Raw genomic sequence first — 22,707 nt, 5'->3', positions numbered from 1 at the left:
TACTGAATTATCATACCGATCCGCTGTTTTTCGTCAGGTCAGTATTTCATTGTCAGCCCAGGCTTTCGGGTAACCCTTTGATCTCCGGGTGAGGTTTCAAATAAGAAATGATGGTTTCTTTGCCACGTGCCTGCACTCTGTCTGCTGCCCTGTTGCTGGTCAGTCCGGCCTGTCTGGCTCTTGACGGTAGCCATTTAAAACAGCGCGCCGATGCCGTGCTGATGCTGATGAGCTACACCGTCGTCCCCGACGTCACCGCCAGCGACCTCAATATCGGCTCCGGCACCAATGAGAAAAATCAGTTGTCGATTACCCAGTTCGGCGGCGGGGCGACCCTGAGTAAACGTTATCCGATCTATTTAGAGGGAACGCTGGGCTACAGCCGCTACGATCCGCAGTTTGTCCTGAGCAACGGCGATGACAGCCGCACTATTCCGGCGAAGTGGAACAGCCTGACCGGGACCGGCGGCATCGGCTTGGACTTTAATCTGTATACCGATAAGTGGGGCGGTACGCTGGTCCTGCGGCCCATTTTTAACTTTATGCTGGGGACCATGGCCAGCGACGTGCGGATCGGCAGCCGGTTGATTGAGCATAAGCGGGATGCGGACTTTAAATTTCTTGACGGTGGACGGCTTAATGCATACGGGCTCGGTGGTTCGCTGATGCTGGATTACGAACTGTTCTCCAAAGAGCAGGATATCGATGTTGAACTGCGCTATTCCGGCATGAGCCTGCAAACCTTTGGCAGCACGCCGGAAGCCGTCAGCGGACAGTCCAGTGCCGAAAACCTGGGGCTGTATCTGCGTCGCCGGGCGCCCATTTCCGACTGGACGCTGTTGAAAAGCCCGGTGCGCTACGTGCTGGAAGGCGCGCATACCGAGTATCTGGGCGATCAGCGCGGGCAGCTTGGGTTTAACGGTCTTAGTTCGCTGGGAGTTGGGCTGGAGCTCGACAGCAGCCAGTATCCCGTGTTCATCAGCCGCACGCGTCTCGTCGCCCGCTATATGTTCGGGGATAATACCCGGGGCTACGGCGTCGGTTTAGCAATGAGTTTTTAGTCGCGTTTGTTCTGACTGCGCATCGAACTGTGCAACTTGCCGCTTTTTTTATTTTTTTAGCAATATTCCCGCCGCTCATTCGTCTACCTCAGCACAAGGTTACTTTTCACTACGTTAATGAGGTCACACTGATGAGAGATTTTGGAATGCACGGCTATGCGCGCGATCGCCGGTTCGGTCATCATCGAATGGCTAAACCGCTGATTATCGGCGTGGTGCTGATCGCGATTCTTGGGCTGCTGGTGATGTCGCTGTGGAATGCGCTGCTGCCGGCCATTCTTGGCGTCAAGAGTATCGGTTTCTGGCAGGCGTTAGGTATTCTGGCACTGTCGCGCATTCTGTTTGGCGGTCTGGGCTTTCGCCCCGGCATGTTCGGGATGCGTCGCCGGATGCACGAACGCTGGATGAAGATGAGTCCGGAACAGCGCGAAGAGTTTATTCAGCGCTTCCACCATCGCGCTTCTCGCGACCCGCGCGGGCATTGCGGCTGGCACGAACGCCGGGAGGAGAAAACCCCGCCGCAGAACGACGCGGTCAAAACGACGCCAGACGAGTGAGTCAGATGAAAACAGGGCCAGGCGGGGAGTCGCTGTTGCTATCGGCAATCAACGCCTGCCGCTCACGGCTGAGCGCGTTTATCCGCGGTCGGACGCCGGTGCGCGATGATGCGGATGATATCCTGCAGGAAGTCACCTGTCAGCTGATGACCGTGGAACAGCCGGTGGAGAACGTGGCGGCCTGGCTGTTTCGTGCGGCACGTAACGAGATGACCGACCGGGCGCGTAAAAAGCGTGAGCTGCCCTTGGCGGGCTATGTGAGCCCGGACGACAGTCTGCCGGAGGATGAGCTCTCAGAGACGCTGTTTGGCGTACCGCAAACGCCGGAAGAGGAGTATCTGAAAGCGCTGCTCTGGGAGGCGCTGAATCAGGCGCTGTCCGAACTGCCGACCGCCCAGCGCGAAGTCTTTGAGAAGACCGAACTGCAAGGCTACAGCTACAAGGAGCTGGCTGAAGAGTGCGGGGCCAGCGAGCAGGCGCTGCTCTCGCGCAAACATAAAGCCGTTCTCTATCTTCGTTCGCGTCTGCGGACCTTCTACGATGAGCTGGTCGACGGCTAAGCCCGCCGTCCGGTTCCGAGCTTTCCTCTCATGCAGCTCGTCTGACTAAGCCCAAAACACCCAAAATATCCCCATAAGGGGATATTTTTATGTTTATCCTTTAGTGGGGATAAATGGCGGAGAGCGGCGAGCAATCCGGTTGACATTATCCCTGACAGGGTATAAACAGTGTTTTATCCGCAGAAGAGGATAAGGAAACCCGATGAGCCCTTCACCAACGATATACAGCCCGGTTCAGCTGGCAAACTATCTCAAGCTGGTGCGCCAGAAAAACCAGTGGACGCAGAGCGAGCTGGCTCAGCGTATGGGGATTAAACAGGCCACCGTCTCTAACTTTGAAAATCATCCCGAGAAAACGACGTTAACCACGGTGTTTAAAATTTTACAGTCACTGGAACTGTCGATGGCGATTTGCGAAAAAAATGCGCCGGATACCGACGATAACCGTGATAACCCGCGGGATCTGGAGTGGTAATGGCGACTCTCGTGACATGGATGAACAATGAGCGGGTCGGCGAGCTAATCAAGCAGGCGAACGGCGCACATCTCTTTCGCTATGAAGAGGCGTGGATGCGCAATCCGCGCGCCAGACCGCTCTCACTGTCGCTTCCGCTGCAGTACGGTAACATCACCGACGAGGCGGTATTTAACTACTTTGACAATCTGCTGCCGGACAGTCCGCGGGTACGGGACCGCATTGTTAAGCGCTATCAGGCGCGTTCAAAGCAGCCGTTTGATCTGCTGGCCGAGATCGGACGGGACAGCGTCGGGGCGGTAACGTTACTCCCGCCAGGAGAAAATGTGCCCCGCGGGGCGTTGAGCTGGGAGCCGCTGGATAACCACGCTCTGGATGCGTTACTGACGGCCTACCAGTCGGATATACCGCTCGGAATGGTCAACGAACACGATGATTTCAGGATCTCGGTGGCCGGGGCCCAGGAGAAAACCGCGCTGCTGAAAATCGGCGAGCAGTGGTGTATCCCGACGGGTACCACGCCGACTACCCACATCATTAAACTGCCCATCGGCGAGATCAAACAGCCGGATGCGGTGCTGGATCTCAGCGAAAGCGTCGATAACGAATATTTGTGTCTGGCGCTGGCCCGGGCGCTGGGTTTTGCCGTTCCGCCCGCCAGCATTATCCAGACAGCCAGTATCAGGGCGCTGGCGGTGGAGCGTTTCGACCGTCGCTGGGCGCAGGAGAAAACGGTGCTGCTGCGTTTGCCGCAGGAAGATCTGTGTCAGGCCTTCGGCATTCCGTCATCGATTAAGTATGAGTCCGACGGCGGGCCGGGCATTCGGGCAATTATGGCTTTTCTGGTTGGCTCCAGCGAGGCACTCGAGGATCGCTATAACTTTATGAAGTTTATGGTGTTCCAGTGGCTGATTGGCGCAACCGATGGCCACGCCAAAAACTTCTCGATTTTCCTCCAGCCGGGCGGCAGCTACCGCTTAACCCCGTTCTACGACATTATCTCCGCATTTCCGCTGCTTGGCGGAAAGGGACTGCACCTGAGCGATCTCAAGCTGTCGATGAGTCTGAAGGCCAGTAAAGGGCGTAAAACGGAGATCCAGACGCTCTATCCGCGTCACTTTCTCGCTACGGCTAAAGAGGTAGGGTTTGCCCAACAGCAGATGCTGGAGATTCTGCGCTATTTTGTCGATAACGTTCCCCGCGCGGTTGAGGCGGTAAAGGGGACTTTACCGCCTGACTTTTCACAACCGGTATATGAGGCGATCACCGATCGCTTACTGTGGGTCCATTCACGCTTGCAGAACGCAATGGCGGCGTCTCCGTCGGGCTGAGCGAGGGCCCGACGCGACTTCCCCAGCGGCTTTTCAGGTAGTTCACCGCCTGCCGGGTCTGCGGCTGGTTGAGATAGTTCTCGCGAAACAGGATCGTCCCCTGGATTTGCGGCATCGATTCGTTCAAATCCAGCTGTTTCTTCAGCTCCGGAACGCCGCCGTTGACCATCCAGTCGGGCTCATTTTTCGACGGCTCGCCAATTTTATACAGCGCCACGCCGATATACAGCCGGGTACCGGTCGGTTTCACCACGTCGGCCCACCATTTAGCAAGTACATCATAGCGGGCCGCATCACGGGCAAAGGGCCAGTACAGCTGAGGGGCGATGTAGTCGAGGAGCCCCTGCTGAACCCAGCTGCGGGTATCGGCGTAAGACTCATCATAGGCGGCCGCGCCGCGGGTGTCGGATCCTGCCGGATCGTGTGACCGGTTACGCCAGACGCCCGCAGGACTGACGCCGAACTCAACATCGGGATTAAGCTGCTTGATGGTGCGTGACACCTGGGCAATCAGCTGCTGGGTATTGTGTCGCCGCCAGTCCGCCTTTGAGGCATATCCTTGCCCATATTTCCGGTAGGTCTGGGTGTCGTTCAGCGCGGAACCCGGCGATTCGGTGTAGAAGTAATCGTCAAACTGCACGCCGTCAACCGGGTAGTGTTCCACCACTTCGGCAACGATGCTGGTTATCCAGTCGCGGACTTCCGGAATCCCCGGGTCGAGGACAAAGCGGTCGCCGGCGGTACGGATCCAGTCGCGATGCAGCACGAAGACGCTGGAGGGGATCTGCGACAGGGTTCCGTTGAGTTCGCTGACGGTTTTTGGCCGGGTGTTCACAGAGACGCGATAGGGGTTAAACCAGGCATGGACCCGCATACCGCGTTTGTGGGCTTCATCGAGCATAAACTGGAGCGGATCGTAGCCCGGATCCTGGCCGATGTGGCCGGTGAGCATATCGGACCACGGCAAAATTTTTGACGGCCACAGCGCGGTGCCATCCGGCTTGACCTGGAAGAAGACGGTATTGATGCCGAGGCTTTGCAGTTTATCCAGTTTATCGGTCAACGCTTTCTGCTGCTGACGGATCCGAACCGCAGGGTCGCCAGTCGTCACCGAGTCGACAGGCGGCCAGTCAAGACGAGACACCGTTGTCAGCCAGACGCCGCGTACCGGTTCATGGGTTTTGGGTAAATGGGGCTGTTTCAGCGCCGGAGGAAGCGGAGTCACCAGAGAGGCGGGCGGTTTACCGGAACAGCTCACCAACAACAGCGCGGCGGCCACGGCCGCGGCGGACAGGGTGACTTTAGCGAAAACAGGGACGCTACGAGAGCAGAAAATCATATTCGTCATCGTTATAGGCCGTTGCGTGAAGATGCATTCTCCTACGATTCGGATTCAAGTCAATCAGTGTGTGTATTCTCCCCGCGTCTGACCTGTTGTTATGTGGGCTGGGCGGGCGCGGCGGCGAACGACGCCGCAACAGCGTCGGGTCGTTATCGCCGCCTTTTGCCGTCAGATGAGGTCAGCCGGCACGATGGAAATCATAAGAGTGGGCTATGCGTCCATAGCGCGGAATCCCTGTTAACGCGCCGCTTCTCGCGCGTCTTGTTATATTGTTCACAATACCGCAACAAAATTATTCACTCTCATGATCATTTTCGCACTTTTGCACCAGGGCAGTGCGCAACGAGTGAAAAGAGCAACTATGTTTAGCTCGCTGGTCGATATGGACGCCGCAGTTCCCGACTCGCCACGTGATGGCAACAGACCTCCTGACTCGTACTGAAATGCACGTCAGCCGGAGGCGGTAACGTTGTTATCACGCGTTATTGCCATCCATCACTAAGCGATCTGACGCGCCATTTCTCCCTGGCGGGATTTTTGCTTCTTCCACCCCGGCCGTGACGGCACATTGTCAGCCTTCGGCAAACCAAACAGTAATTGATATTTTCCGCGCCGTAACAGGGCGCAAGGCTATAAATCGCTGAGGAATATCGAATGTCTCTGAAACTTAAAAAGTTGACTCTTCATTTTGCGATTGCGGGTTGTATGAGCGTGGCATTTTACGCACAGGCGGATGTGAAGATTGGTGTTGCCGGACCGTTTACCGGGCCGAATGCGACTTATGGCGCCCAGTACTGGAAAGGGGCCTCGCAGGCGGCGGCGGATATTAATGCGGCGGGAGGAATCAAAGGCGAAAAAATTGTGCTGGTTCAGGGGGACGATGCCTGCGAACCCAAACAGGCGGTCGCGGTGGCGAACCGTCTGGTCGATGAGTCCGGTGTCTCTGCCGTGGTGGGGCATTTCTGTTCGTCATCCACCATGCCGGCCTCCGAAGTCTATGATGAGGCTGGTATTCTGACGATCACCCCGGGCTCGACGAACCCGCAAATCACCGAACGCGGTATGAAAGATATGTTCCGCATGTGCGGTCGTGACGACCAGCAGGGGGCTATTGCGGCGAACTATATGCTGGATGTGCTGAAGGCGAAAAAAATCGCCGTGATCCACGATAAAGATACCTATGGCCAGGGGCTGGCAGATGCCACCCGCGCCGCGCTGGCGAAACGCGGGACGAAAGAGGTGCTGTACGAGGGGTTGTCCCGGGGCGAGAAGGACTTCAACGCGCTGGTGACCAAAATTGGTGCGCTGAAGCCTGATGTGGTCTATTTCGGCGGCTGCCATCCGGAAGCCGGCCCGCTGGTTCGTCAGATGAGAGAACAGGGGGTACAGGCGAAATTCTTCTCCGGCGATTGTATTGTGACGGAAGAGCTGGTGACCGCTGCCGGCGGCCCGCAGTTCACTGACGGCGTGCTGATGACCTTCGGTCAGGATCCGCGCACCATTGCGGAAGGGAAAGCCGTGATTGAAAAATTCCGCGCCAGCGGTTTCGAACCGGAAGGCTATACCCTGTATGCCTACGCGTCGATCCAGGCGATCGCCGCAGCCTATAATGCCGTTGGAGCCGATAACACCAAAGCCAGCGAATGGCTGAAAAACCACAGCGTCGATACCGTGATGGGCAAAAAAGCCTGGGATGGCAAGGGCGATCTGAAGGTATCCGATTACGTGGTTTATAAGTGGGATGATAAAGGCAAATATCACCAGCTTTAACCGCCAGAACTTTCCGCCCCTTCGCAAGGGGCTATTCGCGAAAAGGCAGCGGCGGTGCGCCAGGCTGTTCGCTGCCCGTTTACCGGCAGGATGGTGTCTATGGAAGCGTTCTTTCTACAACAATTGATCAATGGGCTGACGCTGGGCGCCGTATATGGATTAATCGCCATCGGCTATACCATGGTGTACGGCATCATCGGCATGATTAACTTCGCGCACGGCGAGGTGTACATGATTTCGGCCTATCTGTGCGCTATCGGGCTGGCGCTGCTCTCCGGTTTTGGGATTCACTCTTTTCCTTTGCTGATCTTCGGCACGCTGGTCTTCACCATTGTGGTGACCGGCGTCTACGGCTGGACTATCGAACGTATCGCCTACCGGCCGTTGCGCAACTCCACCCGCCTGGCGCCGCTGATTTCGGCTATCGGTATGTCGCTTATCCTGCAGAACTACGTACAAATCAGCCAGGGCCCCAATCAACAGGGGATCCCGACGCTGCTCTCCGGCGTCCTGCGTTTTGAGGTTGGCGACGGCATCGTGCAAATCACCTGGACCAAAATATTTATCCTTGTCGCCGCGCTGGTGGGCATGATCGTCCTGACCTGGATCATTCAGCATACCCGGCTCGGGCGCATCTGCCGGGCGACGCAGCAGGATCGGCGAATGGCCGCAATCCTTGGAATTAATACCGATCGGGTGATCTCGCTGGTTTTCGTCATTGGCGCGGCGATGGCCGGTCTGGCTGGCGTGCTGGTGACCATGAACTACGGCACCTTTGATTTCTATATCGGTTTTATCATCGGCATCAAAGCTTTTACTGCCGCCGTGCTGGGGGGGATCGGCTCGCTACCCGGCGCGATGCTCGGCGGTTTACTGCTGGGGGTGGCCGAAGCGCAGTTCGCCGGGCTGGTGAACTCGGATTACAAAGATGTTTTTTCCTTCGCGCTGCTGGTGGCGATCCTTATTTTCCGCCCGCAAGGGCTGTTGGGTCGCCCGATGGTTGCTAAGGTTTAAGGGGTCAAACATGGCTGAAGTGTCCCGTAAGCCAGGGCTGGATATCAGGCGCTGCCTGATCGACAGCATCCTGGCCGGATTGTGCGCGCTGATTGTATTTGGCCCGATCGTGGGCATTGTGCTTAAAGGTTACAGTTACAATCTGTCAACCCAGCGGGTGTTGATACTGGTTGGCATCGTGATGATTGGGCGACTGCTGCTCAGTCTGCTGCTGCAAAGTCGCAGCGGTCGCCAGTTTCTCGCCCGTTTTGAAGGAACGAATGATGGCGTATACGTGAGACCCGCCGGTTATCGTTCGCGGCTGCGCTGGGTGATTCCGCTGCTGGCGCTCCTCGCAATCCTGTTCCCGATCGTCGCCACGAAATATCTGCTGACGGTCGCCATTCTCGGGCTGATTTATGTCCTGCTGGGACTGGGGCTGAATATTGTGGTCGGTCTGGCGGGCCTGCTCGATCTGGGCTATGTGGCCTTTTATGCTATTGGTGCCTACGGGCTGGCGTTGGGTTATCAGTATCTGGGGCTGGGATTCTGGGCAATGCTGCCGGCAGGTGCCATTATGGCGGCCTTGGCCGGTGCGCTGCTGGGATTTCCGGTGCTGCGAATGCATGGCGATTATCTGGCGATTGTCACCCTCGGGTTTGGCGAAATTATCCGCCTGGTGCTGAATAACTGGGTCAGTTTTACCGGCGGACCGAATGGGGTTTCCGTCCCGGCGCCGACGCTGTTCGGCCTCGAGTTTGGCCGGCGGGCCAAAGACGGCGGGGTGCCCATCCACGAGTTTCTGCACATCAGCTATAACCCCAACCTCAAATTTATCTTTATCTACGCCGTGCTTTGTCTGGTGGTCCTGCTGGTGCTGTTTATTAAGCACCGGCTGACGCGAATGCCTATCGGGCGCGCGTGGGAGGCGCTGCGTGAAGATGAGATAGCCTGCAGGGCTATGGGGCTCAACCATGTGCTGGTGAAGCTCTCGGCGTTTATGCTGGGAGCCTCCACGGCAGGAATTGCCGGGGTCTTTTTTGCCACCTATCAAGGGTTTGTTAACCCGACCTCGTTTACCTTTTTTGAGTCGGCGTTGATTCTGGCCATCGTGGTGTTGGGCGGAATGGGCTCGACGCTGGGCGTGGTGCTGGCCGCGTTTGTCCTGACGGTGGCCCCGGAACTGCTCAGGGGGTTCGACGAATATCGAGTGCTGCTGTTTGGCGTATTAATGGTGCTGATGATGATCTGGCGGCCGCGTGGGCTGGTGCGTACCAGTCGTACGGGGGTAGCGGTACGGAAGGGAGTGGCGCCATGAATGACACTATTTTGCAGGTTGAGCATCTGATGATGCATTTTGGCGGCATTAAAGCGCTCAATGATGTCAATCTTGAGGTCAAAAGAGGGTCAATTACCGCGCTGATTGGCCCTAATGGCGCGGGGAAAACCACGGTATTTAACTGTCTGACCGGGTTTTATCGTGCAACCGGCGGGGCGATCAGGCTAGATGCCCGTTCGCGGATCACCGACGTGATTCAGGTTCTGGGGCAGAAGCTTCATCCGACGGATTTTCTTCATCCAGCCGCGCTGGGATCGCGGCTGTATTACAAAATGTTCGGTGGGACGCATCTGGTTAACCGGGCGGGGCTGGCACGAACCTTTCAGAATATCCGGCTGTTTCGTGAGATGTCGGTAATTGAAAATCTGCTGGTGGCCCAGCACATGCAGGTAAACCGTAATTTACTCGCCGGGATCTTAAATACCCGCGGGTATCGAAATGCCGAAAACCGGGCGCTGGATCGGGCCTTTTACTGGCTGGAGGTGGTCGGGATGGCGGATTGCGCTAACCTGCTGGCGGGAACGCTCTCCTACGGGCAGCAGCGGCGGCTGGAGATTGCCCGCGCGATGTGTACCGGGCCAGAGATGATCTGTCTGGATGAGCCGGCGGCGGGGCTGAATCCCGTGGAGACTCAGGCGCTGAGCAAGATTATCCGCTTCCTGCGCCAGTATCACGGCGTGACGGTACTCTTGATTGAACACGATATGGGAATGGTGATGGAGATTTCCGATCAGGTGATCGTGCTCGATCATGGCGACGTGATCGCCCGCGGCGAACCGAAGGAGATTCAGTCGAATACCAGCGTGATCGCGGCCTATCTCGGAACGGATGAAGAGGAGCTTGCCGAATGAGCCAACCGTTGCTTGAATTTCGTCAGGTTGATGTGTTCTATGGTCAAATCCAGGCGTTGAAACAGGTCTCCTTAACGGTTAATGAAGGGGAGACGGTGGCGCTAATCGGCGCCAACGGCGCCGGGAAGTCCACGCTGTTAATGTCCATTTTTGGCCAGCCACGCATCGCTGCAGGAGAAATTCGCTATCGCGGCGAGGATATCAGCCGACGATCTACCCATTTTATTGCCAGTAACGGTATTGCCCAGGCGCCGGAAGGGCGGCGAATTTTTGCCGATATGACGGTGGAGGAAAACCTGCTGATGGGGACAATTCCCGTAGGCAGCCGCTATCAGAATGAGGACAAAGCGCGAATGTATCAGCTTTTTCCGCGTCTTGAAGAGCGACGGGCGCAACGCGCCATGACGTTATCGGGGGGCGAACAGCAGATGCTGGCCATTGCCCGGGCATTGATGAGCCGGCCAAAACTGTTACTGCTGGATGAGCCCAGCCTTGGACTGGCGCCGCTGGTGGTCAAACAGATCTTCCAGATCCTGCGGGAGCTGACGCAGCAGGGCATGACGCTGTTTCTGGTGGAGCAAAATGCGCATCATGCGCTGAAGTTGTCCGATCGCGCCTACGTCATGGTGAATGGTCAGATTCAATTAACCGGAACGGGCAGGGAATTGTTGAATAACCCGGAGGTGAGAAATGCCTATCTCGGCGTCACCTGATAAGTGACAGCGTCACCATTTAAACATAAAAAAGCAGCGATATCCTGTCCGCCGGCGATTTCCCGCCGGCGTTTGTTTTTCTCGCCAGGGCAAGCCACTGATTTCTGCAGGATAAAGACGATAAACGTGCTGGCCTTTGTTCCGCGGATACGGGCATACTGAATGAACTTTACCCGGTTAGCATGCTACCGACGTCACCTGAACAGACGGATCGCTGCCCGGGACGCTATGCAGGTGCGAAATTAACGCAGGAGAAATAGAATGAACTTACCGGTTGTTGCCGTTATTGGGCTCGGCGCCATGGGGCATGCTTTTGCAAGCAATTTGTTAAAAAAAGGCTTTACCGTTCATGGCTGGAACCGTTCCCCTGAGCGGGGTGAAGATTTGATGGCCAGCGGATTAATCCGTCACGCGACCCCGCAACAGGCCGCGGCGTCGGCGGAGGTGATTCTGTCGGTACTGACCGATGGTGAGGCGACTCTGAATGCGATCCGCGAAATGGCTCCGGTTTGCCAGCCAGATGCCGTTTTCTGCCAGATGGGGACGATTGGCGTGGAAGAAACACAGGAGGCCGTTGACCTGCTGGCGTCGCTTCGTCCATCGATGGTCTATCTTGATGCTCCGGTGTCGGGAACCAAAAAACCGGCGGAAAATGCGCAAATTCTGGTGCTTGCCAGCGGGGATCGTCAGCGAGGCGCAAAGGCCGAGAGCGTCTTTGCCGCGATTGCGCGCGGCACACAATGGTTTGGTGATGCCGGCAACAGCCAGAAAATGAAGCTGGTACTGAACGCCTGGCTGATCACCATGATGGAAGGCGTGGCAGAAAGTACGCTACTGGCGGCGAAACTAGGTTTTACGCCAGAAGCGTTCTGGGGCGCGCTTGACGGTGGCCCGCTGGCGGCACCGTATGTGAAAGCCAAGCTGGAGATGATCGCGGCGAATGATTTTACTCCGCAGATGCAGCTCAGCCATGCGCTGAAAGATGCCCGGCTGGCGCTCGAAGCGGCGGAAGATACGCAGCTGCCGATTCTGGCCACCATCGCCGACTGTTGGGATGACGCCGCCGATGAGGGATATGCCGATCGAGACCTGGCATCGGTGTATGCCTGGCTGGCGGGACGGCCGACAACCGAGTAATAATGCCAAAAGAGCAGGGAGCCTACGTGAATTCTTGCGCATAATCGTACTGCGAAACATACAGAATTCACGTAGCGCACGATTTTTCCATTAAATCTTTATAAATCATAAGGTAATGCGCGAAATATTCCAGTTTTTGGGGATCGCTACGCCGACATCAGCGATATTTTCGCTGTAGTTGTGCCTGGGCGTGGAATATTACGTTTGTGTTCTGAGCACCATTGCTGCGCTGTACCTGCAGGGTTTTGTGTTATTAAGCCAGACGAGGCTGATTGTTTGACAATGCTTAACACCTTACTTTTTAAAGCGATCGTGATTTTAATTCTCGTTATGTTGTGTTGGGACTTTTTAAGAAAAAGAGTGAATACAAAAGTCGCAGAACCTGAAGACAAAATTGCCGCAGCCAACGCCAGAGAGCGCCATCAATGGCGCTATGCCAGGTGGGGATGGAATTTAATACAGCTCGTGTGCTGCCTGTATTTCATTTTTTCCGCTATTCGTTTCATTTTGAGTTAGCGACAAGCTGCCGGACCAGTGGTTTGACTGGGTCACTGGCGTTCGGGACACCGGGAATTGCCTGCACTGACGAGAAAACTGGAATGCGCCGGAGCCGGATTAACGCAGTGTCCGACAACGTGATGACTCAGTCAGGCCGTATTCAGCCAGACAGGACTGAGATAGTGCCCAATTCATCAGCTGGCAACTGAGGGTGAGCCGAATGGGTATTTATCCACATCCACAGACATTTGTGATTATGGTAGCAATCTGCGGTGGTGATGCTGAGTTGATGAAGCAGCAACAAGCAGCACGCAGTATGAAGATAATGTATCCCGAGCTGATGTATGAAAAAGGGCAGGAACTCAAGGCGGGCATCTAAAGTTTACTTATTGATATCTGGCATAGCATCAGGGCCGTATAACGTCAGGGTTCTTTAAATGCAATTTAACATAATATACATTATGCGCACCAATGATGTGGTAGCAAAGCTATAATGTCCTAAGCCGTATTCTTCACCATCGAGGGATTCCGATGCATTGTTCATGCAGCGGAGTTTTTCACTTTGGATGAAGTTAACCGACTCAAAATCATTCACGATGTTGTCGCCAGCGACTGACCACACAGATAGCCGCGCAGCGCCTTGGGTATCTTCGAGCGTCAGTGTCGCGACGTCTTCTTTCGCGTTACGCGAACACAGCTAACCGTCTCGAGGAAAAACCAGCAATAACCAGCTCCCGGCCGGTCTTGCCCGGTATGCACTCAACATAATCCGCGAACGCTATATCGACTTTGGGCCGACACTAGCACGTGAAAAACTCGCGGAACTTGATGACCATCAGTCCACAGAAACTGTCCGGTCGCTTAGGGTTAAAGCTGGTCTCAGGGTTCCCCGCAAACAACGAGTTTGCCACTCATTATCAGACTCAACATTCTTTACCGTTTACCATTTTAACCAGTAAGAAGTTCCATTCGTTTCCCACAATCTCTGTTGCCGGCTGTATCAATAATGAAACATCATTTTCATACTTTTATCGGGAACAATAATGTCAGTGTATTGATAATCGAGGGCTCGAATCCAAACCTGGTGTAAAACTCCCTGACTTCATCATTCAAGGCATGGACGAGAAGCGCCCTTACACCGACCTGAACTGCGATATGTTCTGTACGGTATATTGCATCCTTAAGCAGTGCCGCTCCGAGTCCCTTCCCTGCCCAGGCTGCATCGACCGCAAGCCTTCCCAGAACAATGACCGGTACAGCTTCAGGTGCATTACGACGGTATGCCCCCGGTACTGTGTTTCTGTGCACGCTCCCGGATGATAAGCTGTAATACGCGATGACCCTTTTTGTGTTTTCGGCACAGACCACAAAGACCCTTGAAATGCCTGTACTGTGGTTCTTCAGCGCCTTCTTCTTCAACCACTCGTTAAGAACCTGATCCTGACAACAAAATTCTGCTATGTTGTGTCCAGCGCTGAGTGGTTCCGGTGGTCTCATTCCCATGGCGATTTGCGGTTCATCAGGTTATCAATACGTGCCTGACGCTCCGCTGTCATAGGTGCGTCAAGCTCTTCCATGAAACTAGCAAACTGCTTATCGTCCAGCAGGAACAAGCGCTGATCCAACAGAATGTCCTGAGCTTCGCGACAGGCCACTTCAAGCATAAAATCAGTACGTGATTTAGATACAAGATTTGCGGCCATGTCGATAAGGTCGCGCTGGGATGTTTTCGCCCGAATGTTTATCGGAGCTTCACGAACGTCTGGTTTCATAGATACCTCATGTGTAGCAGTCGTATACACAATTATAGACTTTGTATATAAAATTGCTATACACATCTGTTGCGATTCAGGTCATTCTGGTGATGAATGGTCAGGCCAGAGTTTATATCCGGTGCCGCCATATCCAATACGATCGCTGTCGTTCTCCTGTGCCCTAAAAACCAGCCGTCCATTAAATGAAAATATGCGCTGGTATCCCGTAGACGGGATACCAGCGCATCACGCATCTGACTAATAAAATTTCAGTTCGGTCGGCTTGTCATTGCAATCACTGTCATCCTCGCCAATTGACGATTCTCGGCGCCCCGCTCTTCAACTCGTTCTCAGAGAGGTAAGTCAGTGGATTCGGAGCTGTGTCTCCGTAACGCAAAGCTTGCGAGGTAAAACGTTATCCAGTGGACGATGTTCCTCAATCGAATGCCACGGAGATAAGCCTGCAGGCAGAGAGGGTTTTATAAATGATTTTCTGCATCAGGCGTCATTCGCTACGAGGTATTGATGCTATGATCATCATTGCTCAGTTCGGTTGATAATGTGTTTCTTTTTGGCGATTGTTCGATCTGAACAATCCGGGCTGAGTTCCCTTCAGGAGATTCCTTGTTGAATACAACAAAATTCCTTTGGAGTCCGCTATGCCTACAAAGAAAAATAACCCAAACATAAATACCAACACGGTTTCTATCGGCGGTAGAAACTACCTCACACAGCTCAAACCGGGAAGTAAAAATCCAAGAGTACTGGATATTCTTCCCGACCAACCCGATATCAGGGATACGCTCTTCCAACCCAACTTGCGGGTATTAAGGCCGGAAATAAAACCGACTCTATCCTTCACTATTCGAGATCAAGGGAGAAATAACAGCTGTGTTGGTTTTGCGCTGGGGCATTATATCGATATTCTGATGTCCGCCAATAATGATCTAATAAATAATCGGGTCAGCGCACGGATGCTTTATGAAATGGCCAGGGCTAATGATGAGTGGGCAGAATCACCTCATGAAGGTTCCAGTCTGCGTGGGGGGCTTAAGGGCTTTTATCGTAATGGTGTCTGTAAGGAGAGTAGCGCGCCTGCTAATAAGAAATCCTGGACGTTAACCTATGAACTGGCAAAAGAAGCACGTGAAATCAGGTTGGGTGCTTATTATCGGCTGTTACCAGAACTTAGCCACTACCACGCAGCCCTGAATGATATCGGTGCTATTTATATCTCCGCGCAAATTCATAGCAACTGGTATGTTGTCAAAAACGGTAGCATCATTCCGGGCGGTGAGCCCTTTGGTGGCCACGCGTTCGTCATTGTTGGCTATGACAAAACCGGTTTCCTGATCCTCAACACATGGGGTGAGGAATGGGGAGATAAGGGCATAGCTCACTGGGATTACAAAGACTGGGCCGACACGGTGATGGATGCATGGGTTTTGCAACTCGGTGTGAATGCCCCCTCTGCCTTCGATGCTATCCCCAGAATGTTCACAAATGCTCCCTCTGGGCTTTTTGGTTTATCTTCCCCGACCCGGGATGAAATTCTCGGTCATTTTATCAATATTGATGATGGGAAACTAAAAACCACGGGTAAATACTTCTCTCCGGTTGGCCTCGAAATAGAAGAGACAGCAAAAAGATTACTTTCGCCTACTAGCAATAAGGGGGATGGATTTGATCATCTGGTTATTTATGCTCACGGAGGACTTAATTCCGAGGAAGCTGAGGCCAAACGCATTGCTAAATGGAAGAGGTCGGGGATTTTTGATGGCAACGGCATTTATAACTTTCATCTGATGTGGGCATCCGATTTTATTGGCGAAGTGTTTGGCGGAATTTCCGCCGCCTCAGATATTGCCGGAGTCAGCTTTAGTGATGATTTTATGTATGAAACAGGACCGGTAAAAGCCGCTGGGAGTCGCGCCTGGCGTAATATGAAAGGAGATGCTCAGGCAGCGTTCAGCGGCGACCCTGATTATGATGGCGGCTATCGTGGACTATTGCCATTGCTCAAAAAACTGGATCAGGCCAGGGTGAAAAAGATCAAAATTCATTTGGTGGGACACAGTGCCGGGTCAATCGTTTTGGGCAGGTTACTTACCACTTTCGGCCGTTTTGAGCTGAATACTCTCTGTATTGAGAGTATTCATTTGATGGCTCCAGCCTGCACCGTGGATTTTTTCAATGAACATTATCAGCCTCTGCTCACAGATAAAGGGAGTATAAAGCTAAACGATAAAATTTATCTGTATATGATGCAGGATGACCTGGAGTATAAGGATATTGTTGGCCTGCCATCTGTCCCATGGCCAAAATACCGCCACTCCCTGCTGTATCTGGTATCTCGTGCATTTGAGGAAAGAAAAAATATGCCATTAGCTGGAATGGAAATTTATAAATCTGGAATGCCGAAAGGAAATAATTTGATAATCTATCATTCGCAAAGCAACGAGACAAAATCAACCTCTCACGGGGGCTTTGATAACGATTTAAGCACCATGACTACTATACTGAAATGTATTAAAGGGGGGGCATTATCCCACCCTCCCAGGGAGGATGATATGACGGGATATTAATCCATCTATACGGATAAAACATTGAGGTAGAGAGCGCCCGTTGTTATTCAAATCAGCGCATAACAACGGCCCTCTTAGACATTTTGATGACAGGCTTCTCCTTCTCTAAAACGAACGCTTATGTCATTTTCGAAATATACGCTTTCTCACGACTATTTTATCTAAAGCTCCACTGTGCCGTAATGACAAATACTGACGGTATGATAATGCCAACATCCATCCCAAAATAAGATGTAAAATTATACTGGAACCCATGATAGATATAGGGAGAAAAACCGATTCCTGTCGCTTTCTTAAAATCATGGTATGAGCCATGATCGCCACAATCACTGAAAGCATCAAAGAAAAACTCACCGACATAGCCATATATTCCCTTGAAAACCCAGCCATTATCCCACCCTACCCAATCCCTTCTTACGCCGGCAGCCAGGCATCTGTCATCAAAGCTGTTTTTCATTGTGCCGAGCACAAAACTATATTTTGAATCATCAGAGAATTTTCGCTCCACGGATATGAAGTTATTTTCAAAATTCTCAGTATACTGCCCGTGGTTATGGGTTAAATGATAAACATATGAGCCCGTATTGATTGAGTACAGGTTTATTTCATCCGCAGAACAATACCATGTAACCAAATACAAAATTCCGCACCACAACCATGTGGTATATCGTTTACGGCCATCCGGTTTATATCGCGCATTATCCATACACCCTCACCTTGACTAACGTACTGAAAATGATGACTGATTTTCTAATGAACCGCTGATTAAACAATTCTACTAAGCTTTGACAATATGCTAATTTAGCGCCAACGCTGGCTCCGAAGCCGATAAGACCGCCGCCGGATGAACGCCATTTCTCTACCACCGCGCTAAATTGCTACCCGCCGACCAATTTCCACCACCTGATCGCCCGGCAAACGATAGTAATTGGTAATGTGGGTGCTGTTTCTCACCATAAACGCAAAACAGTTACGCTGCCACGCGACCATGCCATGCCCCTCGAGCGCGATGATCGTCTCGTGTCCCAGATACCAGGTGATCTCTTCTGGAACAAACGGAACCGCCAGTCCAGGGACGCTATGAAGAAGCTGCGGAATATGCGGTTGCTCCATAAAGCCATAATGCGCAACGCCCTGCAGATAACCCGGTGCCCGCTCGGTAAGCACCAGTCGCTTCCCCGCATCCACATAAGGGATGTTCTGTACTTCAATGGTCAATGAGATGACCTGCTGTTGCAGAGCGCGGTTACGCGCGACGTGCCAGCGCATAACCGGCGGCACGCCATTCTGACTACGGGTTAAAAACACCGCAGTACCCGGTACGCGAGGAATCTTCAGCCGGTTGATTTTCTTGAAGAACTCGTCAACATCCATCACTTTCTCATTAATCGCGCGTGACGTGGCCTTCACGCCGCGGTTCCAGATAATCATAACGCCGCAAACCACGGCTGCCAGCATAAGCGGGATATAACCGCCCTCCATGACTTTGACCAGATTGGCAATCAGAAAACTGCTGTCGATCAGCAGAAAACTGATGGCAACCAGTGTACTGGCAAGCAGATTCCAGCCCCAGATTTGCCGCATAGCCATGAACAGCAGCCCGGAGGTCATCAGCATCGTCAACGACACTGCGATCCCATAGGCTGCGGCGAGGTTCTCTGATGATTTGAATGCAATCGCGAGACCGACGGTAACGATCATCAGCAGCCAGTTAATCGTGCCGATATAGATTTGCCCGTAGCTCTCCGCGGTGGTTTGTTTGATATGCAAGCGCGGAAACCAGCCAAGCTGAATCGCCTGTCGGGTCATTGAAAACGCCCCGGTAATAATGGCCTGACTGGCAATGATAGTGGCCAGGGTGGCCAGAATAACCAGTGGAATTTGCAGGAACGGTGGGCAAAGACGGAAGAAGATATTCTGTGAAATGTCCGCACCTGAAAGAATTATCGCTGACTGGCCCGCATAGTTGAGTAATAACGCCGGAAACGCCAGGCCAAACCAGGCCAAACCAGGCCATCCAGATTGGTTTTCTACCGAAATGGCCCATATCCGCATAAAGGGCTTCGGCTCCGGTGACACACAGAAACACACCGCCTAATACCAGGAAGCTGCTGAACCCATTTGAGAGTAAAAAGGAGACACCGTAGGTCGGATTCATCGCCAGCAGCACTGCCGGATGCTGGACGATACCCGATATCCCCAGCGCAGCAATCGCCAGAAACCACAATGTCATCACCGGACCAAAAATTTTACCTATTTTGGCGGTGCCGAATGGTTGAATAGCGAATAAAGTAACCAGGATCACTACCGTGGCAGGTAATATAAAAGAGTGTGCGTCAGGAAAGATAATATTCAGCCCTTCAAGGGCAGAAAGCACGGAAATAGCGGGCGTAATTGCGCCATCTCCGTATATCAGCGCCGCACCAGTCAACGCAGAAAATGTCACCCACTTACTATCTTTACCTTTATGTACCAACAATGACATCAGGGCCATGATTCCGCCCTCGCCATTATTATCCATACGCATGGCGAAGATGGCATATTTAACGGAAGTAACCAGAATAAGTGTCCAAATGATAAGTGATAATAAACCCAGAATGACATCGGGAGTGGGACTATCGCCGGATAACAGCAGTATCGTTTTTAGCGTATACAGTGGGCTGGTGCCAATATCACCAAAAACCACTCCCAGCGCTCCCCCTGCCAGCATGAGCTTTCCTGATGTCCTGTGGCTTGCTGAGTTATTATTAGCCATAATTCCCCGTCCATCTGGCCGTTTTATTGAATATTCAGGTTCTGATGTTGGGCGAGCTGCAGCGTTAATTTCTCAATGCGCTCAGCCATTTGCCGCGTCAGGTCCGTTAATTCGGTATTTTGCTGCAATAAAATCATCAACTGTTCTGATTGCCGCTGTGCGAGCCCCTGCCTTTGGCTTATATCTTCCGCCAGCTCTTCACGGTGCTGTGCATCGGCTAACGCGTGCGCCCCGTCGCGCTCAGCCTGTCGGGTTTGTGCCAGCAGGATCAGCGGCGCCGCGTAGGCCGCCTGTAAACTGAAGGCCAGATTAAGCAAAATAAAGGGATAAGGGTCAAACCGGGTCCATCCGATAATATTGATAAGGATCCAGACAACGACAATGACCGTTTGTGCCACCAAAAACGTTGGTGTACCAAAAAAACGTGCGAATGCTTCAGCTTTCAGGGCAAACCATTCATCACCAAACGTATGCGAGTAGCGGGATAAGGGTCGATGAAAGCGGAAAATATCCTTCTTATTCATAGGACACCTATAAGAGAAGCTGCGTTCCTGAAAGAGAAAAGCGTTTGTTCTGTATTAAGAATATAGCTAAAGGTACCGGGATCGGCCTGGCCATCCTTATGAAAGGACGTCGGTATTTTCAGGAAAACAGCGCGCCGTCAGGCGATCGGGATGGAACACGCTCTGGGCAAGCGGCGCCTCATTGGCCCTAAGACCAGATCGGATGGAATACGTGGCGGCGACAACAACGGTTCGGGACCCGCTTTGCAGATGATACAGCGGGTTCAGAACAGGGAGCACAGGGCTGCAGCGAGTACATCCCGTGAATTCCCTGCCCTTCACCAAGGGTGAGCGGGAAGTCTTACTTCCCGAACAGCAGCCGGGTATATTTTGTCGAAATCGCACCGCTGTGTTTACCATCCGCGCCATAATATCGGTCTTCACGGCACAGCTTTTCCTTAATATCGCAGAACGTGCCGCCGGCAAAGGTAAACGAAGTCGGGTCAAACTGCCCCTGTGAACTCAGTCGTTTCGCCGCTTCTTTGCCCAGATATTTCGCAGTCATGGCCTGAGAAACGCCGTCTGTCGCCGTGGCGCAGATATACTTATCGCACAGGACGTGTGCTTCCGGCGAGTGAAGGGAAACAGGTTGTTTCGCCCAGACGGGAATGGCTGCCGTCGCCAGCAGCAATGACAATAGGCATGGTTTCATGTTGATATGCACTGAATAATCCCGTTAAATATTTTATGTGTGTTTCGGATAATGCGCATTGCTCACGCTAAGCAATGTCAGACTATTTGAATATATTGTCGCTGTCTACATCAGATAATTCTGCAAGTCGGCAAACGGGCGGCTTATCTGATATAACCCTGCTCACGCATTCTTATTACAGCTTCATCACTCAGGCAGACCATACCCGTCGTCAGTAATTCAAATCCGTGACGCTGATAAAATCCGGTTTTATCCGGCACCGAATAAATAAAAATTTTCCCGTAGGGTAACAGCACATCACATATTGTCTGCATTAACTGACGGCCATAGCCCAGCCCTTGATAACGCGGATCTACGGCCACATCGGCCAGATAGCTACACCAGGTGAGATCGCTTATCGCTCTGGCTACCGCAACCAGCTGGCCGTTGTGGAAACCAAACCAGCAGAACGTACTGTGGCGAAAGGCCTGTTCAAGCAACGATATATCGCGTTGCCCCAGCCCGGAAGCCGCGATAAGTTCTGCCATTGCCCGCCAGTCAACCGAGTTAAGCCCCTCTTTACCTTGCAGCATCATCATTGTGGCATCCTTTAAAACCGCAGATATTAGCGATCGTTTATAGCAGGGAACGGCTGAAATTTATATGTGCGCTCAATATTCCTTCATGCGCCTGGTCAGGGCAGGATCAACGCTTGTGGCGCCTATTCTGGATACAGAGTAATAAGACTCAGCTCTAAGCCGCGGAAAATCTACGTAGCATGGCGATTTAAATAAGCAGGTTCACCATATTTATCACACATCCCCCTTCTCCTGCCGCGGATACCCTATCCGGATCTCCCTTCCCTCAGTCCGGTGGCCACATTTTTGGAAAATCCGTTGATGTAGAGAGTACGTTCCGGGGCAAAAACAGCGACCGGCGGAGGAGGACGATGAGCCAGATAGGCATACGCGGCATCTTCAATGATCACAAGGTCATGAGTACGGGCAATGTCGGCCAATATTTTACGTTGTCGTTGGCTCAGCACCCAGCCCAGCGGGTTATGTAACGTGGGCATGGTATACACGGCGCGCACATCTCGTGTCTGGCAAAGTTGCTTCAAGGCGGCGAAGTCCGGACCATCGGACAGCGAAGGTATGGCGATAAGTTCGAGATGGTAGAGCGCGGCCAGGGCTTTAAAGCCGGGATAGGTCAGCGCGTCAACGGCCACCACATCGCCTGGTCTGAGCAGGCCCATCACCGCGACAGCCAGTCCATGCTGGGCGCCGTTGACGATAATCACATTCTCCGCTGATGGCTGAAAGCGGTGCCCGGCAAGATGTCCGGCGATGATCTCGCGTTCGCTAAGCCGGCCGGCATGAGGCTGATAGCGTAAATGTGATTCAATATCACCGGCGGCGGCCACCCGTCGCAGAGCATCACGTAGCGCATCGCCCTGCCCAGGTAATGTCGGATAGTTAAAGTTCAAATCAAGGACATCGCTGGCCACCGCGTGCTGATCGACGCCGTGACCAGGCGGCAGCGCAATCTCTCTGACGAACGTTCCCCGCCCGGTCTCACCGCTGACCAGCCCCATCGCTTCCAGCTCTGCATAGACCCGCGTCGCCGTTGCCAGAGAAATATGCTCCTTTGCCGAAAGATCCCGATGAGTCGGCAAACGCGTCCCCGACGCGATGTCACCGCGGCGAATCGACGCCGCAAACCGATCGACGATGGCTTTATAGCGGGCTTTCATCCAATGTATCCATGACAATAATTTGATTGTATCAGATGC

General features: G+C 53.1%; 20 protein-coding genes and 3 pseudogenes. 14 read left to right on the top strand and 9 right to left on the bottom strand.

The annotated features are described in order from the left end of the window. Nucleotides 1-107: 107 nt before the first annotated feature. The 5 genes from ROR01S_RS08800 (at nucleotide 108) to ROR01S_RS08780 (ending at nucleotide 3,984) form a co-directional block, all read left to right on the top strand. Entirely contained in the window at nucleotides 108-1,061 is a 954-nt protein-coding gene (locus ROR01S_RS08800; protein WP_064359333.1) for a hypothetical protein, read from the top strand. A gap of 131 nt (nucleotides 1,062-1,192) precedes the next feature. After that, complete coding sequence (locus ROR01S_RS08795; RefSeq protein WP_032724724.1) at nucleotides 1,193-1,618, top strand: hypothetical protein; 426 nt, start codon at nucleotides 1,193-1,195, stop codon at nucleotides 1,616-1,618. A gap of 5 nt (nucleotides 1,619-1,623) precedes the next feature. After that, nucleotides 1,624-2,178: an RNA polymerase sigma factor gene (locus tag ROR01S_RS08790; RefSeq protein WP_004861926.1), complete on the top strand. Its 555-nt coding sequence runs from the start codon at nucleotides 1,624-1,626 to the stop codon at nucleotides 2,176-2,178. A gap of 202 nt (nucleotides 2,179-2,380) precedes the next feature. Then, nucleotides 2,381-2,653 (top strand): type II toxin-antitoxin system antitoxin HipB, encoded by a 273-nt coding sequence (gene hipB / locus ROR01S_RS08785; RefSeq protein ID WP_032717448.1) that lies wholly within the window; start codon nucleotides 2,381-2,383, stop codon nucleotides 2,651-2,653. Continuing rightward, a complete protein-coding gene (locus ROR01S_RS08780; protein ID WP_064359332.1) occupies nucleotides 2,653-3,984 on the top strand; it encodes a type II toxin-antitoxin system HipA family toxin in 1,332 nt (443 codons plus the stop codon). Before hipB ends, ROR01S_RS08780 begins: the two co-directional genes overlap by 1 nt. Here the strand turns inward: ROR01S_RS08780 and ROR01S_RS08775 are convergent. Continuing rightward, nucleotides 3,917-5,323 (bottom strand): glycoside hydrolase family 10-like protein, encoded by a 1,407-nt coding sequence (locus ROR01S_RS08775; RefSeq protein ID WP_015584334.1) that lies wholly within the window; start codon nucleotides 5,321-5,323, stop codon nucleotides 3,917-3,919. The genes ROR01S_RS08780 and ROR01S_RS08775 overlap by 68 nt on opposite strands. Nucleotides 5,324-6,037: 714 nt before the next feature. Here ROR01S_RS08775 and ROR01S_RS08770 point away from each other — a divergent pair. The 8 genes and pseudogenes from ROR01S_RS08770 to ROR01S_RS27490 form a co-directional block, all read left to right on the top strand. Then, entirely contained in the window at nucleotides 6,038-7,096 is a 1,059-nt protein-coding gene (locus tag ROR01S_RS08770) for a branched-chain amino acid ABC transporter substrate-binding protein (protein ID WP_162180097.1), read from the top strand. 99 nt (nucleotides 7,097-7,195) lie between these two features. After that, nucleotides 7,196-8,110, top strand: a complete 915-nt coding sequence (locus ROR01S_RS08765; protein ID WP_015584333.1) for an ABC transporter permease subunit — start codon at nucleotides 7,196-7,198, stop codon at nucleotides 8,108-8,110. Between the two features lie 10 nt (nucleotides 8,111-8,120). Continuing rightward, complete coding sequence (livM, locus tag ROR01S_RS08760; protein ID WP_015584332.1) at nucleotides 8,121-9,407, top strand: high-affinity branched-chain amino acid ABC transporter permease LivM; 1,287 nt, start codon at nucleotides 8,121-8,123, stop codon at nucleotides 9,405-9,407. Beyond that, complete coding sequence (locus ROR01S_RS08755; RefSeq protein WP_032717450.1) at nucleotides 9,404-10,279, top strand: ABC transporter ATP-binding protein; 876 nt, start codon at nucleotides 9,404-9,406, stop codon at nucleotides 10,277-10,279. Before livM ends, ROR01S_RS08755 begins: the two co-directional genes overlap by 4 nt. Then, the gene (locus tag ROR01S_RS08750) at nucleotides 10,276-10,992 is read left to right on the top strand and encodes an ABC transporter ATP-binding protein (protein ID WP_004861956.1); all 717 of its coding nucleotides are present in this window, start codon (nucleotides 10,276-10,278) and stop codon (nucleotides 10,990-10,992) included. Before ROR01S_RS08755 ends, ROR01S_RS08750 begins: the two co-directional genes overlap by 4 nt. Nucleotides 10,993-11,253: 261 nt before the next feature. Further along, entirely contained in the window at nucleotides 11,254-12,129 is an 876-nt protein-coding gene (locus tag ROR01S_RS08745) for an NAD(P)-dependent oxidoreductase (RefSeq protein ID WP_032717451.1), read from the top strand. 718 nt (nucleotides 12,130-12,847) lie between these two features. Beyond that, on the top strand, nucleotides 12,848-13,006 hold the full coding sequence (locus ROR01S_RS27015; protein ID WP_155728879.1) for a hypothetical protein: 159 nt from the start codon (nucleotides 12,848-12,850) through the stop codon (nucleotides 13,004-13,006). 156 nt (nucleotides 13,007-13,162) lie between these two features. After that, nucleotides 13,163-13,529 (top strand): annotated as a pseudogene (locus ROR01S_RS27490) (ISNCY family transposase); the annotation flags it as partial. A gap of 118 nt (nucleotides 13,530-13,647) precedes the next feature. On the opposite strand, the gene ROR01S_RS08740 reads toward ROR01S_RS27490, so the two are convergent. After that, on the bottom strand, nucleotides 13,648-14,130 hold the full coding sequence (locus ROR01S_RS08740; RefSeq protein WP_044351088.1) for a GNAT family N-acetyltransferase: 483 nt from the start codon (nucleotides 14,128-14,130) through the stop codon (nucleotides 13,648-13,650). Then, on the bottom strand, nucleotides 14,121-14,399 hold the full coding sequence (locus ROR01S_RS08735; protein WP_015584326.1) for a type II toxin-antitoxin system TacA family antitoxin: 279 nt from the start codon (nucleotides 14,397-14,399) through the stop codon (nucleotides 14,121-14,123). Before ROR01S_RS08735 ends, ROR01S_RS08740 begins: the two co-directional genes overlap by 10 nt. A 641-nt stretch (nucleotides 14,400-15,040) precedes the next feature. Here ROR01S_RS08735 and ROR01S_RS08730 point away from each other — a divergent pair. Then, nucleotides 15,041-16,966: a C1 family peptidase gene (locus ROR01S_RS08730; protein ID WP_064359428.1), complete on the top strand. Its 1,926-nt coding sequence runs from the start codon at nucleotides 15,041-15,043 to the stop codon at nucleotides 16,964-16,966. 157 nt (nucleotides 16,967-17,123) lie between these two features. On the opposite strand, the gene ROR01S_RS08725 is transcribed toward ROR01S_RS08730, so the two are convergent. The 6 genes and pseudogenes from ROR01S_RS08725 to ROR01S_RS08695 all read right to left on the bottom strand — a co-directional run. After that, complete coding sequence (locus tag ROR01S_RS08725; protein ID WP_004862054.1) at nucleotides 17,124-17,672, bottom strand: hypothetical protein; 549 nt, start codon at nucleotides 17,670-17,672, stop codon at nucleotides 17,124-17,126. Nucleotides 17,673-17,836: 164 nt separating this feature from the next. Further along, a pseudogene (locus ROR01S_RS08720) lies at nucleotides 17,837-19,721 on the bottom strand (potassium transporter Kup). 23 nt (nucleotides 19,722-19,744) lie between these two features. Then, the gene (locus ROR01S_RS08715; protein ID WP_004862067.1) at nucleotides 19,745-20,245 is read right to left on the bottom strand and encodes a DUF1003 domain-containing protein; all 501 of its coding nucleotides are present in this window, start codon (nucleotides 20,243-20,245) and stop codon (nucleotides 19,745-19,747) included. A 340-nt stretch (nucleotides 20,246-20,585) separates the two neighbouring features. Further along, nucleotides 20,586-20,936, bottom strand: a complete 351-nt coding sequence (locus ROR01S_RS08705; protein WP_032724357.1) for a YcgJ family protein — start codon at nucleotides 20,934-20,936, stop codon at nucleotides 20,586-20,588. Nucleotides 20,937-21,079: 143 nt separating this feature from the next. Next, nucleotides 21,080-21,514 carry a GNAT family N-acetyltransferase gene (locus ROR01S_RS08700; RefSeq protein WP_054828890.1) on the bottom strand — a complete coding sequence of 145 codons (435 nt, stop codon included), beginning with the start codon at nucleotides 21,512-21,514 and terminating at the stop codon, nucleotides 21,080-21,082. Nucleotides 21,515-21,771: 257 nt separating this feature from the next. Further along, a pseudogene (locus ROR01S_RS08695) lies at nucleotides 21,772-22,668 on the bottom strand (aminotransferase-like domain-containing protein); the annotation flags it as partial. Nucleotides 22,669-22,707: the final 39 nt, after the last annotated feature.

Origin of the sequence: Klebsiella ornithinolytica NBRC 105727 = ATCC 31898 (assembly GCF_001598295.1) — a bacterium.
Classification (GTDB): Bacteria; Pseudomonadota; Gammaproteobacteria; order Enterobacterales; family Enterobacteriaceae; genus Klebsiella; species Klebsiella ornithinolytica.
The sequence above is the reverse complement of the archived record's forward strand: the minus strand, read 5'-3'. Positions and strand labels throughout refer to the sequence as shown.